At 70.5% G+C, this 13,758-nt stretch carries 16 protein-coding genes and 1 tRNA gene; 5 read left to right on the top strand and 12 right to left on the bottom strand.

The genetic code is table 11. From position 1 onward, the window contains the following. Positions 1-46 precede the first annotated feature (46 nt). Together ACIQU3_RS09830 and ACIQU3_RS09825 are read left to right on the top strand one after the other, a co-directional pair. Positions 47-1,543 carry an MFS transporter gene (locus ACIQU3_RS09830; RefSeq protein WP_403742750.1) on the top strand — a complete coding sequence of 499 codons (1,497 nt, stop codon included), beginning with the start codon at positions 47-49 and terminating at the stop codon, positions 1,541-1,543. Between the two features lie 162 nt (positions 1,544-1,705). Continuing rightward, positions 1,706-2,509 carry a TetR/AcrR family transcriptional regulator gene (locus tag ACIQU3_RS09825; protein ID WP_403742752.1) on the top strand — a complete coding sequence of 268 codons (804 nt, stop codon included), beginning with the start codon at positions 1,706-1,708 and terminating at the stop codon, positions 2,507-2,509. Here ACIQU3_RS09825 and ACIQU3_RS09820 read toward each other — a convergent pair. Both ACIQU3_RS09820 and ACIQU3_RS09815 read right to left on the bottom strand, forming a co-directional pair. Continuing rightward, positions 2,506-2,976: a PPOX class F420-dependent oxidoreductase gene (locus ACIQU3_RS09820; RefSeq protein ID WP_403742755.1), complete on the bottom strand. Its 471-nt coding sequence runs from the start codon at positions 2,974-2,976 to the stop codon at positions 2,506-2,508. The genes ACIQU3_RS09825 and ACIQU3_RS09820 overlap by 4 nt on opposite strands. Before the next feature lie 10 nt (positions 2,977-2,986). Next, the gene (locus ACIQU3_RS09815) at positions 2,987-3,340 is read right to left on the bottom strand and encodes an STAS domain-containing protein (RefSeq protein WP_403742758.1); all 354 of its coding nucleotides are present in this window, start codon (positions 3,338-3,340) and stop codon (positions 2,987-2,989) included. A gap of 213 nt (positions 3,341-3,553) precedes the next feature. Between ACIQU3_RS09815 and ACIQU3_RS09810 the strand changes: the two genes are divergently transcribed. Then, positions 3,554-4,273 carry a GAF and ANTAR domain-containing protein gene (locus tag ACIQU3_RS09810; protein WP_403742761.1) on the top strand — a complete coding sequence of 240 codons (720 nt, stop codon included), beginning with the start codon at positions 3,554-3,556 and terminating at the stop codon, positions 4,271-4,273. 57 nt (positions 4,274-4,330) lie between these two features. Then, entirely contained in the window at positions 4,331-5,032 is a 702-nt protein-coding gene (locus tag ACIQU3_RS09805; protein ID WP_403924258.1) for a GAF and ANTAR domain-containing protein, read from the top strand. Here ACIQU3_RS09805 and ACIQU3_RS09800 read toward each other — a convergent pair. The 3 genes from ACIQU3_RS09800 to ACIQU3_RS09790 all read right to left on the bottom strand — a co-directional run bounded on the left by ACIQU3_RS09800 (position 5,015) and on the right by ACIQU3_RS09790 (position 8,970). Then, positions 5,015-5,836: a YceI family protein gene (locus ACIQU3_RS09800; protein ID WP_403742767.1), complete on the bottom strand. Its 822-nt coding sequence runs from the start codon at positions 5,834-5,836 to the stop codon at positions 5,015-5,017. The genes ACIQU3_RS09805 and ACIQU3_RS09800 overlap by 18 nt on opposite strands. 91 nt (positions 5,837-5,927) lie before the next feature. Continuing rightward, the gene (locus ACIQU3_RS09795; protein ID WP_403924255.1) at positions 5,928-8,468 is read right to left on the bottom strand and encodes an MFS transporter; all 2,541 of its coding nucleotides are present in this window, start codon (positions 8,466-8,468) and stop codon (positions 5,928-5,930) included. A gap of 13 nt (positions 8,469-8,481) precedes the next feature. Further along, a complete protein-coding gene (locus ACIQU3_RS09790; RefSeq protein ID WP_403742771.1) occupies positions 8,482-8,970 on the bottom strand; it encodes a MarR family winged helix-turn-helix transcriptional regulator in 489 nt (162 codons plus the stop codon). A 215-nt stretch (positions 8,971-9,185) separates the two neighbouring features. Here ACIQU3_RS09790 and ACIQU3_RS09785 point away from each other — a divergent pair, with 215 nt between their 5' ends. After that, entirely contained in the window at positions 9,186-9,383 is a 198-nt protein-coding gene (locus ACIQU3_RS09785; protein ID WP_403742774.1) for a hypothetical protein, read from the top strand. A gap of 81 nt (positions 9,384-9,464) precedes the next feature. On the opposite strand, the gene ACIQU3_RS09780 is transcribed toward ACIQU3_RS09785, so the two are convergent. The 7 genes from ACIQU3_RS09780 to ACIQU3_RS09750 all read right to left on the bottom strand — a co-directional run bounded on the left by ACIQU3_RS09780 (position 9,465) and on the right by ACIQU3_RS09750 (position 13,545). Next, a complete protein-coding gene (locus ACIQU3_RS09780; protein WP_403924252.1) occupies positions 9,465-10,367 on the bottom strand; it encodes an RNA polymerase sigma factor SigF in 903 nt (300 codons plus the stop codon). Between the two features lie 268 nt (positions 10,368-10,635). Further along, positions 10,636-11,604: an RNA polymerase sigma factor SigF gene (locus ACIQU3_RS09775; RefSeq protein ID WP_403924250.1), complete on the bottom strand. Its 969-nt coding sequence runs from the start codon at positions 11,602-11,604 to the stop codon at positions 10,636-10,638. A gap of 191 nt (positions 11,605-11,795) precedes the next feature. Continuing rightward, complete coding sequence (locus ACIQU3_RS09770) at positions 11,796-12,089, bottom strand: Dabb family protein (RefSeq protein ID WP_234848528.1); 294 nt, start codon at positions 12,087-12,089, stop codon at positions 11,796-11,798. Further along, on the bottom strand, positions 12,089-12,265 hold the full coding sequence (locus ACIQU3_RS09765; RefSeq protein ID WP_366715726.1) for a hypothetical protein: 177 nt from the start codon (positions 12,263-12,265) through the stop codon (positions 12,089-12,091). Before ACIQU3_RS09765 ends, ACIQU3_RS09770 begins: the two co-directional genes overlap by 1 nt. Before the next feature lie 116 nt (positions 12,266-12,381). Continuing rightward, a tRNA-Ser gene (locus tag ACIQU3_RS09760) sits at positions 12,382-12,466 on the bottom strand. A 45-nt stretch (positions 12,467-12,511) separates the two neighbouring features. After that, positions 12,512-12,943: a tRNA adenosine(34) deaminase TadA gene (gene tadA, locus ACIQU3_RS09755; protein WP_403924247.1), complete on the bottom strand. Its 432-nt coding sequence runs from the start codon at positions 12,941-12,943 to the stop codon at positions 12,512-12,514. 62 nt (positions 12,944-13,005) lie between these two features. Next, positions 13,006-13,545, bottom strand: a complete 540-nt coding sequence (locus ACIQU3_RS09750) for a hypothetical protein (RefSeq protein WP_403743007.1) — start codon at positions 13,543-13,545, stop codon at positions 13,006-13,008. Positions 13,546-13,758: the final 213 nt, after the last annotated feature.

The following is a 13,758-nucleotide window of genomic DNA, read 5'->3' as shown; positions in this document are numbered from 1 at the left end:
GAAACTCCGTTGTACGCCGTATAGGAACTATTCTACGGTGTACAGCATGACGACGCCCCCCCAGGAAAAGGCCCCACCCCTCACCGCGCAGGGCGGTCACCCACAGCGCTGGCTGATCCTCGGTGTCATCTGCCTGGCGCAGCTCACCGTGCTGCTCGACAACACGATCCTGAACGTGGCCATCCCCTCGCTCACCCGCGAGATGGACGCCTCGACCGCCGACGTCCAGTGGATGATGAACGCCTACTCCCTGGTGCAGTCCGGCCTGCTCCTCACCGCGGGCAACTCCGCCGACCGCTACGGCCGCAAGCTGATGCTGATGTCCGGCCTCGCGATCTTCGGCGTGGGATCGCTCGCGGCGGGGCTGTCCCAGAGCCCCGGCCAACTGATCGCGGCCCGCGCGGGCATGGGCGTCGGCGGTGCGCTGCTGATGACCACGACCCTGGCCGTGGTCGTGCAGATCTTCGACGACCAGGAGCGCGTGAAGGCCATCGCGCTGTGGTCGACGGTCAGTTCGCTCGGTTTCGCCGCCGGGCCGCTGATCGGCGGTGTGATGCTGAACCACTTCTGGTGGGGCGCGATCTTCCTCATCAACATCCCTGTCGCCCTGCTCGGCCTGGTCGCGGTCGCCGCGCTGGTGCCCGAGTCGAAGCACAAGGCCGGTGACCGGCCCGACCTGGTCGGCGCGGTGCTGTCGACCATCGGCATGACGGCCGTGGTGTACGCGATCATCACCGGCCCCGAGCACGGCTGGACCTCCGCCCAGGTGCTGGTCTCCGCGGTGATCGGCGTGGCCGTACTCGGCATGTTCGTGCTGTGGGAGCTGCGGACCGAGCACCCGATGCTCGACATGCACTTCTTCCGCAACCAGAAGTTCGTGGGCGCGGTCGCGGGCGCGATCCTCGTGGCCTTCGGCATGACGGGGTCGCTGTTCCTGCTCACCCAGCACCTGCAGTTCGTCCTCGGTTACGAGCCGCTGGACGCCGGGCTGCGGACGGCGCCGCTGGCATTGACCGTCGTCGCGCTCAACTTCACCGGGGTCGGGGCGAAGCTGGTGCTGAAGGCCGGGACGCCGGCGGCCATCGCGCTCGGCATGACCCTGGTGTCCGCGGGGCTCGCGGCGATCGCGCTGCTCGGTGGGCACGGGTACGGCGGGATGCTGCTCGGGCTGGTCGTGATGGGGGCGGGTGTGGCGCTGTCCATGCCGGCGATGGCCAACGCGATCATGGGGGCGATCCCGCCGGAGAAGGCGGGGGTCGGAGCGGGGATCAACGGAACCCTCGCCGAGTTCGGCAACGGGCTCGGCGTCGCCGTGCTGGGTGCGGTGCTCAACTCCCGGTTCGCCTCGCTGGTCGCCGTGTCCGCGGCGTCGTTGCCGGCGGCGCTGGCCTCCGCCGGCTCGGCCGAGGAGAAGGCCCGGATCTCCGACGCGTTCGCCTCCGGCCTGGAGACCAGTCAGCTGGTCGGTGCGGTCGCTGTGCTGGCGGGCGGGCTGGTCGCGGCCGCGTTGCTTCGGCGGGCCGAGCGGGCTGAGTCCGCCTAGAGTTCGGGCAGCCGGGCAGCCGGGCAGCCGGGCAGTAGGGCGGCTGCGGGTCGTTGTGGCTGATCGCGTCCACGCGGCGGAGCAGCACAATGAAACAGCCCCCGCCCCTGAAAGACGGCGCGTCTAGCATGAGCGGCGTTGAAAGATCGAGGAAGGTGCGCCATGGCGAAAGCCGCCCGGGAGGGGCAGCCGCGGTCCAGCGTCTGGTTGGAGGGCAAGGCGCACCGGCGGCGCGGTGGCGGGCAGCCGTCGGGGCTGGACCGGGCGCGCATCATCGAGGCCACCGTGCGGCTGCTGGACGCCGACGGACTGGCCAAGTTCTCCATGCGGCGGCTGGCCGGTGAGCTGAACGTCACCGCCATGTCCGTCTACTGGTACGTCGACACCAAGGACGACCTTCTCGAACTCGCTCTGGACGAGGTCATGGGCGGGGTGCGGCTGCCCGACCCGGACGCCGGGGAGGACTGGCGGGACCAGGTGCGGGCGCTCGCCCGGGAGTACCGGACGCTGCTGGTGCGCCACCCCTGGGTGTCCGCGCTGGTCGGCGTCTTCCTCAACATCGGTCCCAACAGCCTGGCGTTCTCCCGGGTCGTCCAGCGCGTCGTCCGCAGGACCGGGCTGCCCGCGAAGCGCATGACGAGCACGATCTCGGCCGTCTTCCAGTTCGTCTACGGCTACGGCACCCTGGAGGGCCACCTCGCCTCCCGGGCCGCGTCCGGCGGGATGAGCGTGGACGAGTACTTCCAACAAGCCCTAAACGCCGTGACCGCGGCCCCGCAGGCGGCCGACGTCCTGCGGGAGTCGCGGGAGATCATGGCGGCGCGCGGCGGCGACACGGTCGCCGAGATGCTGGAGCGCGACTTCGAGTTCGCGCTGGAACTGCTGATCGCGGGCATCGAGGCGATGGTCACCCGCGAGAGCGGCCCTACCGGGGACTGCCGCGAGAGCGGCCCGCCCGGGGACTAGTCCCCTTCCACCAGGCGGGCCGGGAACCCCCCGGTCGCCACCGGCCCCCACCGCTCCGGCGTGATCCGGATGATCGACTTGCCCTGTTTGAGCATGGCCGCGCGGTACTCGTCCCAGTCGGGGTGCTCCCCGGCGATGTTCCGGTAGTACTCCACCAGCGGTTCGACGGAATCGGGGGCGTCGACGACCTCGGCCGTGCCGTCGATCTGCACCCAGGGGCCGTTCCAGTCGTCGCTGAGCACGAGGACGCTCACCCGGGGGTCCCGCTTGGCGTTGCGGGTCTTGGCGCGCTCCGGGTAGGTGGAGACGACGATCCGGCCGGAGTCGTCGACGCCGCAGGTCAGCGGGGAGCCCTGCGGGGCGCCGTCGGCGCGGCGGGTCAGCAGGATGGCGTGGTGCCGGGGGCGTACGAAGTCGAGCAACTCGTCCAGGGAGACGCGGGTGTTCGTCGCGATGTTCGGTGCCATGGGCGGCAGCCTACGACGCCAGGGCTTCGGCGAGGTCGTCGTACACGGGCACGTCCCGGCGCAGCCCGGTCAGCTCCAGGATGCGGCTTGTGATCCCCTCGGGCCGGGCCGCCAGACGCAGCGTGGCACCCGGGTGCAGCCGCTGCCGGACATCGTTGATGAGGCGGATGCCCTGGGAGTCCATGAAGGAGGTCGCGGTCAGGTCCAGGACGAGGACCTCCAGCCGGTCGCCCCGGGCGCGGACGGCGGACATGACGAGCGGCAGCAGCTCCGCCGCGTTGCAGTAGTCGATCTCGGCGGGCAGGGTCAGGTGGACGCGGCCGGGAAGGTCGCGCGGTTCTGTGGGATTCGTGAAGAGTGTCACGGCTCACCTGGCAGACGTTCGTCCGGATTCCGGTAAGGCCGCTTCCTGACCCGGAGGCCATTCCACCATGCGGGGGGCGCGCGGTGGAAGCTCTCGGGGCGGCGTCGGCCGGACGTCACTCGGAGGCAACCGAGCAGTTAGAGTGCTGTCCGTCCTGTGCTCGCAGTCGGGAATGTGCTGCGGAGCTCTCCTGCGCACGGCCAATGGCCGTGCATGCCGAAGAGGTTCGTGGTGGCTGCGTCCGAGTTTCCTGATTTGCCCCGTTTTCCGGTCGGCATCGAGCTGGCCGAAGCGCTGACGGTGGCGTCTCAGCAACTGCACGAAACCCTCACGCCGCACAGCGCGCTACGCACGGCGGTCCGCCTGGCCGTGCATCTCATGCCGGGGGCCGAGCACGCCGGCATCTCCGTGATCGAGCGCGGCAACAAGCTCCGCACACTGGCCTGGACCGACGAGGTCGTACGCGCCGCCGAGGCCCGGCACACCGGCCGCGAACAGCACGGGCTGTGGGACCAGTTGTGGAACAACCCGATCGCACGCATAACGGACAGCGAGGCGGACGACGGCTGGGACGTGCTGGCGGAACTGGGACTGCGCTCGGCGTTGTCCCTGCGGCTGCGCGCCGACCGCCGCCGGCTGACCGTGCTCACGGCCTACGCGCGCAAACCGGGCGCCTTCGACGAGGAGGCGACGCGCGTCGGCCGGCTGTTCAGCGCGCACGTCAGCATCGCCCTGGACTCCGCCACCGTGCGCGAGCAGCTCACCGAGGCCATGCACACCCGGGACCTGATCGGCCAGGCCACCGGCATCCTCATGGAACGCCAGGGCATCGACGCGGCCGCGGCCTTCGAGAGCCTGGTGCGGGCCTCCCAGCGGGAGAACGTGAAACTGCGCGACCTCGCCCGCCGGATCGTGGGCGACAACTCGCCCTGAGGCGGCGGGAGTCACGCCGGGGGCGTGTTCGGCCGGTGACGGGATACCCGTACGGTCATGAGCTCCGAGACGTCCGACACGCTGGACCAGGCGATGGTGCGCAGCAGCGGTCTCGACCCGATGCTGCGGGATCTGACCGACCGAGCGGTGCAGGAGGTGCCCGGTGCCGACGCGTGCAGCATCACCGTGCGCCGCGCCGGCCGGCTGCTCACCCTGGCCGGCAGCGACGGCATGCCCAGCGGCCTCGACCTGCGCCAGTACGAGAACGGCTCGGGTCCCTGCGTCGACGCGGCCGGCACCGGCGAGGAGCAGTACGCCCCGGACCTCGCCGAGGAGTCCCGCTGGCCGGCGTACCGGGAGTACGCGCTGTCCGTGGGCGTCCGCTGCGCGCTGGCGGTGCCCGTCGCAGTGGAGGGCGAGAAGGGCGCCGCGCTCAACTTCTACGGGGTGCGGGCGCGGGCCCTGGACCCGGGCCGGGACGCGGCCCGTGCCTTCGCGGCCCGGGCCGGGGACGCCATCGATGTGGCGCTGCGGATCGAGCGCCGGCGCCAGTCGGCCGCCGATGTGCGCACCGCGTTGCTCTCCCGCAGCGTCATCGACCAGGCGATCGGAATCCTGATGGCCCGGGAGCGGATCGACGCGCGGATCGCGTTGGAGCGGCTGCGCCGGGCCTCGCAGGACCGGAACGTCAAGCTCCGCGATCTGTGCGGCCAGTTGGTGGCGCGGGTGGCCGCCCCGGACTCACGCCGCGGGAAGTGACTCGCCCTGCACGGCCTGGATGTCCAGCTCCACCTTCAGCGTGGTGCCGATGGCGGCGATGCCGGCCTGCAGGACCTGGTTGTAGTTCATCGCGAAGTCCTCGCGGTGCAGTTCGGCCGTGGCGCGGAACGCCGCCCGGGTGCCGCCCCACGGGTCCGGACCCGTGCCCAGGTACGCCAGGTCCAGGTCCACGGGCCGCACGACCCCGTGCATGCCCAGCTCGCCGTGGACGGTCCACCGGTCGGAGCCGGTCGCGGTCAGTCCCGTCGACCGGAAGGTGATCTCCGGGAACCGCTCGACGTCCAGGAAGTCCGGTGATTTCAGGTGCCCGTCGCGCATGCCGTTGCCGGTGTCGATCGACGCGGCCCGGATCACCGCCTCCACCCGCGACTTGGTGACGTCGTCCGGGGCGATCTCGATCGCGCCGGAGAACTCCGTGAACCGGCCGTGCACGCTGGAGATGCCCAGGTGCTGGGCCACGGTGGCCACGCTGGAGTGCACCGGGTCGACGGTCCACGGCCCCGGCGGCGGCAGCTCGGTGCCGCCCGGGCGGGCGAGCGTCACGGTGCCGACCTCGGCCCTTCCGCTCGCTGTGACGATGACGCTGGAGGCCGCGGGCGCGTAGCCCACCGCCGTGACGATGACGGTGTACGCCCCCGCCTCCATCGGCGTCGTGTCCCGCACGGCGCCCTCCGCGTCGGCCTCGGCCCGCAGCACCTGCGCGCCGGTCATGTCCGCGACCGTGACGACCGCGTGCGACACGGCCCATCCGTCGCGAGTACGGATCCTCGCGGTCAGTCCCATCTCTGCTGCTCCTCAGAAAGAAACCGGCCCGTGACAGGGGGCGCACCTCCGCTCAGAGCGCGCCCACCCCTGTCACGGGCCGGGGTCGTGGCTACTCGCCGGGGTGGGCGAGTTCGATGTCGTGGGCGTCGGTGCCGGCGCCCGTGACGGTCAGGGCGGTGGCCACCGGCGGGTAACCCGTGGCGATCACGGTGTACTCGCCGCCGTCCAGATCGGTGAAGGCGTACGCCCCGTCCGTCCCGGTCGTGGCCGAGCCGACGACGTTGCCCGCCTGGTCGACCAGGGTCACCCGGGCATCGGCCAGCGGGCCGTGCGGGGCGCGGACGACACCCTGGACACGGGCGCCCGCGTCCAGGTCGATCTCGACCCGGGTGACCCCGGCGCCGCCCACCTCGACGGGCAGGGCGCGCGGCCGGTACCCGGCGGCGTTCACCGCGACGGTCACCGCCCCCGGCACCAGCTCGGCGAAGGAGAACTCGCCCTGCTCACCCGTGATCCCGTTGGCCAGCAGGTCCCCGCGCACGTCCGTCACGATGACCATGGCGTCCTTGACCGGCTGCCCGCCCTCGGCGGAGCGCACCAGGCCGGTCAGCCCGCTGGTGCCGCTGAGCAGGATGTCGTAGGCGACCGGCTCGCCGTTCACGACGACCGTGGAGGCCTGCGGCTGGAAGCCGTCGGCGGAGGCGATCAGGACGTACGAACCGGAGCCCGGGGCGTCCACCGTGTACGAGCCGTCGGCCTGCGCCACGGACCGGCCCAGCTGGCGTCCGGCCAGCGAGATCAGCGTGACGGCGGCCTGCGGCACGGGCGCGGACTCGTTGCCGCGGACGAAGCCGCGGACCGGGACACCACCGGAGGTCTCCTCCGGACGCTCCGCGGTGGCGACGGCGGCGAGCCGCTGCGTCCCCTCGCGTCCGGCCCCGCCGGCGACCTCGGTGTCGGCCACGGCCCAGCTCGGCGCGGCCTTCTCCGCGGCGGGAGCCTCGACGGCGACGGCCTCGACGGGAGCCACGGCAGGCGCCTCGGGCTCGGCGGCCTGCGCCAGCCCGCCCTTCGTCTTCAGCGGGACCTCCTTGATGAACAGCGACACCAGCAGGGCGAGCAGTGCCATCGGGGCCGAGTAGAGGAAGACGTCCGCGACACCGTGGCCGTAGGCGCTCTCCACGATGGTGCGGATCGGCGCGGGCATCGTGTCGAGGTCGGGGATGCCGCCACCGCCGGTACCGGCATGACCGAGGGCCGCGCCCTTCGCGCCGAGGTCGGCCAGGCCGTCCTTGACGTAGTCGGTGATCTTGTTGCCCAGGACCGCGCCCAGCGCCGAGACGCCCATGGCACCGCCCAGGGACCGGAAGAAGGTCACCGTGGAGCTGGCGGCGCCCAGGTCGCCCGGCTCCACCTGGTTCTGCGTGCAGAGCACCAGGTTCTGCATCATCATGCCGATGCCGAGGCCCATCAGCGCCATGAAGATCGCTATGTGCCAGTACTCGGTGTCGTACCGGATCGTGCCCAGCAGCCCGAGCCCGGCCGTCACCAGCACACCGCCGGCCAGCAGCCATCCCTTCCAGCGGCCGGTCCGGGTGATGACCTGCCCGGAGACGGTGGAGGAGACGAAGAGACCCGCGATCATCGGGATCGTCATCACACCGGACATCGTCGGGGACTTGTCCCGCGCCAGCTGGAAGTACTGGCTGAAGAAGACGGTGCCGGAGAACATCGCGACGCCGACGAACAGGGAGGCCACGGAGGCCAGCGTGATGGTGCGGTTGCGGAACAGCCGCAGCGGGATGATCGGCTCGCTGGCCTTCGCCTCGACGAGGACGAACAGTGCCAGCAGCACCACGGACCCGCCGACCATCGCGTACGTCTGCCAGGAGATCCAGTCGTACTTGTCGCCGGCGAAGGTCACCCAGATGAGCAGCAGGCAGACGGCCGCGGTGATGAAGAAGGCGCCGGCCCAGTCGACCTTGACCTTCCGCTTCACGACGGGCAGGTGCAGAGTCTTCTGCAGCACGATCAGGGCGATCACGGCGAAGGGCACGCCGACGTAGAAGCACCAGCGCCAGCCGAGCCAGTCGGTGTCGGTGATGACACCGCCGACCAGGGGGCCGCCGACCATGGCGGTGGCGAAGACGGCACCGAGGTAGCCGTTGTAACGCCCGCGCTCACGCGGCGAGATCATCGCCGCCATGATGATCTGGGCCAGCGCGGACAGCCCGCCCATCCCGATGCCCTGGACGGCGCGGAACGTGATGAGCATGCCAGGGTTCTGCGACATGCCGGCCGCCGCCGACCCCAGTACGAACACGACCAGCGCGAGCTGGATCAGCAGCTTCTTGGAGAACAGGTCGGCGAGCTTGCCCCACAGCGGGGTGGAGGCGGTCATCGTCAGCAGGGACGCGGTGACGACCCAGGTGTAGGCGCTCTGGCCGCCGCCGAGGTCGCCGATGATCCGGGGCAGGGCGTTGGAGACGATCGTCGACGACAGGATCGCGACGAACATGCCGAGCAGCAGGCCGGTGAGGGCCTCCATGATCTGCCGGTGCGTCATCGGAGCGCCGTCGCCGGAGGAGCCGTGGGAGCCTCCCCCGTGCTTGGCATGAGCCCGCACACCGGCTGGTGTGGTCGTTGCCATGGGCTTCCTTTTCTTACGTGCTTGCGGGTGTACGGGTGGTCTGGCCGAAAGCGGCCGGTGCGGCCCGGGTCCCGGGCCGGCAGTCGAAGCTCTCCCGCAGCCGGGCCATGAGGTCCGTGAGCCGGCCGACGTCCTCGTCGGTCCAGTCGCTCAGGCGCTCGGCGAGGACTTCGGTGGTCCGCCGGGACAGCTCGTCGAGCTGTGCGTGGCCCGCGGGTGTGAGGCGCAGGATGCGTGAGCGTTTGTCCGCCGGGTCGGGGGAGCGTTCGATCCAGCCCCGGTCCACGACGTGCGCGACGTGCCGGCTGGTGACCGACATGTCCACCGCCAGCAGTTCGGCGAGCTTGCTCATGCGCATGTCGCCGTGGCGTCCCAGCAGCGTCAGAACGGCTGCCGACCCGCCGGGGCACTCGGCGGGCATGATCCGGCCGAGCTCCCGCTTCACGGCACCGAAGGCGCTGAACTGGCGGACCAGCTCTTCGTACTGCGCCTTTTCGGCCATGACACCTCCCGCTTTCGTTGCTTAGGGCAACCATAGGAGCTGTTGGTTGCTACAGGCAAATAAAAGCGGCGGGTGCGGCATAAAAACTTGGCAAAGGCAAGTATTGCGGGAGTAAACGTGCTGGTGGTGAGCCCGGCGGCAGGGGTCGCTCGGGTCCAAACGGAACCCCAACCCCCACTTGGGGAGCCCCGCCGTTTTCGCTAGGGTCTCGGGCCATGGCTAACAACCAGGCCCCGCAGGGCAATCACGACCCCGCCGGCAGCACCCAGATGTTCCGCGCGTTCGTCGACGAGGCCCCGCAGGGCCGTCAGGCGGCGGCATCCACCAACAGCGGCCCGCGTGTCGGCGTCATCCTCGGCGTGGTCGTCGCCGTGGCGATCGTCGCGGCGGTGGCTTGGCTGGCGCTGTCGTAAGACGTACGCCGGGACAGGCGCAGGCGGACGGCGCGGCCCGAACGGCCGCGCCCCCAGCCCTCTGGGTCGGTGAGGACCCGGTCAGTCCGAGATCAGACCTTCCCGCAGCTGCGCCAGCGTTCGCGTCAGCAGTCGCGAGACGTGCATCTGCGAGATGCCGACCTCCTCGCCGATCTGCGACTGCGTCATGTTCGCGAAGAACCGCAGCATGATGATCCGCCGTTCCCGCGGCGGCAGCTTCGCCAGCAGCGGCTTCAGGGACTCCCGGTACTCCACACCCTCCAGCGCGGTGTCCTCGTACCCCAGGCGGTCCGCCAGCGACCCCTCACCGCCGTCGTCCTCCGGCGCGGGCGAGTCCAGCGAGGACGCCGTGTACGCGTTCCCCACCGCCAGCCCGTCGACGACGTCCTCCTCGGACACCCCGAGCACGGCGGCCAGTTCGGTGACCGTCGGCGACCGGTCCAGCTTCTGTGACAGCTCGTCACTCGCCTTGGTGAGCGCGAGGCGCAGCTCCTGCAGCCTGCGCGGCACCCGCACCGACCACGACGTGTCCCGGAAGAACCGCTTGATCTCCCCGACCACCGTCGGCATCGCGAACGTCGGGAACTCCACGCCCCGTTCGCAGTCGAACCGGTCGATCGCCTTGATCAGCCCGATCGTGCCGACCTGGACGATGTCCTCCATCGGTTCGTTCCGCGACCGGAACCGCGCGGCGGCGTAGCGCACGAGCGGCAGGTTCAGCTCGATCAGCGTGTCGCGGACGTACGCCCGCTCGGGGCTGTCCTCGTCGAGCGCGGCCAGTCGCAGGAACAGGGAGCGGGACAGGGTGCGGGTGTCGATGGCGCCCGCAGCCGGAAGGACCGGAACGGGCTCGGCCGCGGGGGCCGGCACGTCATCGATGGAGCCGAGTGAGTCGAGAGCATGGGGAGCTGTCTCGCTCTCCGCGAGCGTGAGCACCTTCGAGCTGCCCTGTTCTGCGGACATGCCACCCCCTTTGGGTCGCGGGACGGTCGCGGCGAACGCCCCCGCTTGAGGAACGCAGCCTTCACCTGAATACCGGAGCCGGAGCTCCGGCAAACGCGCTTCCCGCAGAATGTCACATGTCGGCAACACGCTGTAGTGACATGTCGACATCTGAGACGCGAATTCGCCCTGCAAACAAGGGGTCTGACGACTTTTCGGCTCTCAACTGTCGGCAACCGCCCTGATGGGCGATTCCCTCCCGACGGTGACCTCTCGCCAGTGTTTGCGGTTATGCGTCGATGCGGTTCGCAGACCGCAACCGCTGGAAGCTACGCGCGAGTAGCCGCGACACGTGCATCTGCGAGACGCCGAGCTCCGCGGAGATCTGGGACTGCGTGAGATTGCTGTAGTACCGCAGCAGCAGGATCCGCTGTTCCCGCTCGGGCAGCTGGACCAGCAGGTGCCGTACGAGGTCGCGGTGCTCCACGCCGTCCAGCGCGGGATCCTCGTAGCCGAGCCGGTCCAGCAGTCCCGGCAGGCCGTCACCCTCCTGCGCGGCCTCCAGGGACGTCGCGTGGTACGACCGCCCGGCCTCGATGCAGGACAGCACCTCGTCCTCGGTGATGCGCAGCCGCTCGGCGATCTCCGTGGTCGTCGGGGTCCGTCCGAAGGAGGTCGTCAGGTCCTCCGTCGCGCTGTTGACCTGCACCCACAGCTCGTGCAGCCGGCGCGGCACGTGCACCGTGCGGACGTTGTCGCGGAAGTACCGCTTGATCTCGCCGACCACGGTCGGCATGGCGAACGTCGGGAACTGCACGCCGCGGTCCGGGTCGAAGCGGTCGATGGCGTTGATGAGCCCGATCGTGCCGACCTGGACGACGTCCTCCATCGGCTCGTTGCGGGAGCGGAACCGGGCGGCCGCGTAGCGCACGAGCGGGAGGTTCGCCTCGATGAGCGCCCCGCGTACGCGGTCGTGCTCCGGGGTGCCCGGCTGGAGCTCCTTGAGCTGCGCGAAGAGGACCTGGGTGAGGGCCCGGGTGTCGGCGCCACGACTGCTCCGCTGGGCCACCGCCGGAGCGGCTTCCGGCGACGCGGCCTGAGCCGGCGCACCTTGAGCTTGAGCGGCCGGTGCTTGGGCGGCCGGTGCTTGGGCGGCCGGTGCTTGAGCGGCTGGTGCTTGAGGGGCCGGTGCTTGAGGGGAGGGTGCCTGAGCGGACGGTGCCTGAGGTGCGGTACTGGCCAGCACGGTCAACTCCACCTCGTCATCGTCAACTCATCCGTCAACTCTTCCATCAAAAGCGGTCATAGCATCACAAGACATGTGCACTGTGTGCAAGCACCCCATAACTACGTGTTGAGTGATGAAAGCCCCGCAAGTTAACGCGGGCAACAGAAGAGCCCCCGGTCGAAGCGACAGGGGGCCCGGAGTGGCCGGTCTCGGAACCGGTCTCAGAACTCGTAGTCCGCGATCACCCACGTGGCGAACTCCCGCCACAGGGCGACCCCCGCCTGGTGGTCCGGGTGCTCCACGTACCGCCGCAGCGCGTCCGCGTCGTCGCAGGCCGAGTTGATGGCGAAGTCGTACGCGATGGGGCGGTCGCTGACGTTCCAGCCGAGCTCCCAGTGGCGCAGCTCCGGGATGGTGTCGCCGAGCGCGCGGAAGGCCTCGACGCCCTTCACTACGCGGGGGTCGTCACGCTCGACGCCCTCGTTGAGCTTGAAGAGCACCAGGTGGCGGATCATCACTTTCCTCCGTTGGCGACCCATGTGGCGAAGTCGCCGAGGGCCTTGGCGGCGTCCGAAATGCCCTGGAAGCCTATCTGCACGTAGTCGGCGGCCTTGGCCGGGTCCGTGATGATCACGTACAGCGCGAAGACCACGACGGCGTAGACGGCGACCTTCTTGGCGTTCACCGCCATCGCGGCCTCCCCTGTCACTGGTGTCCCATGCAGCGCACATGATCGCACGAAGGGCGGATCACCCGAAGAGGCAGATCGCACGAAGGGCCCCGCCTGACGACGGGGCCCTTCTGAAGCGGTAGCGGAGGGATTTGAACCCTCGGTGACTTGCGCCACACTCGCTTTCGAGGCGAGCTCCTTCGGCCGCTCGGACACGCTACCGAGGGAGACCTTACAGCAAGGTGCCGCGTGCTTTGAAATCGGTATTCAGCGGCCGCGGAAGAACGCGGTGAGCAGCCCGGCGCACTCCTCGGCGAGCACGCCCTCGATCACCTCGGGCCGGTGGTTGAGCCGCCGGTCGCGGACGAGGTCCCAGAGGGAGCCGGCCGCGCCGGCCTTCTCGTCGCGGGCGCCGTAGACGAGCCGCTCCACGCGGGACTGCTGGATCGCGCCCGCGCACATCGTGCAGGGCTCCAGCGTGACCACGAGGGTGCAGCCGGTCAGTCGCCACGCCCCGAGGGAGGCCGCGGCCCGCCGCAGCGCGAGGAGCTCCGCGTGGGCCGTCGGATCGCCACCGGCCTCGCGTTCGTTGTGCCCGGCCGCGAGCACGGTCGTGCCGTCCGGGGCCAGGACGACGGCGCCGACGGGGACGTCCCCGCCCCGTACGGCCTCGGCGGCCTCGTCCAGGGCGCGCCGCATGGCGGGCCGCCAGGGGTCCCGGACCGGATCCGGGACTCCCGCGTCCGCGCCGGTACGACCGGTCAGCGGACGGTCTCCAGGGTCTCCGAGGCGCCCAGGGACTCGGCGATCTCGGTGACGGCGTCCGTCGACATCAGCCGCAGCTCCTTCTCGCTGACGCCGAGGTCGTCGAGGATCAGGGCGTCGCCGACCGGTCCGTGCGGCACGGACTCGGCGGAGCCGGCGGCCCCGGCACCGTCCTCGGCGTCGTCGTCCTCGTCGGACTCACCGTCCTCCGTGCCGTCGAGGTCGAGGGCGTCGAGGTCGTCCCCGTCGTCCGGATCGCGGCCCAGCAGCTCGTCGGTGAGCAGGATCTCGCCGTAGCTGCTGCGGGCAGCGGCGGCGGCGTCCGACACGTAGATGCGAGGATCCTCCTCGCCGTCGACGCGGACGACGCCGAACCAGGCGTCCTCCTGCTCGATGAGCACGAGCACCGTGTCCTCGTCGGGGGAGGCTTCACGGGCCAGGTCGGCGAGATCCGACAGGGTTTCCACATCGTCGAGCTCCGTGTCGCTCGCTTCCCACCCGTCTTCGGTGCGCGCGAGCAGTGCGGCGAAGTACACCGTGACTCTCCCACTGGTCATAGGCGTGCCGGTTGGGGGTCCCCCCGGCGGAGGTTACGGGCGGGGAGTGCTCGTCCGAGCCCCACCCACTCGGAATCGTGGCAGAAACAAGGCGTTCAGGGGACGTCTTCGGCTCCCTGTGTCCGGCAGTTCTGCCCGCACGCTCGTTGCCGCCACCTGCGGATCGTACGCGGATTTGCCCTGCTGCACGCA

Source organism: Streptomyces sp. NPDC101110, assembly GCF_044759525.1.
Lineage (GTDB): Bacteria > Actinomycetota > Actinomycetes > Streptomycetales > Streptomycetaceae > Streptomyces.
Note: the sequence above shows the minus strand (reverse complement) of the source record. Positions and strands in the feature narration are given on the sequence as shown.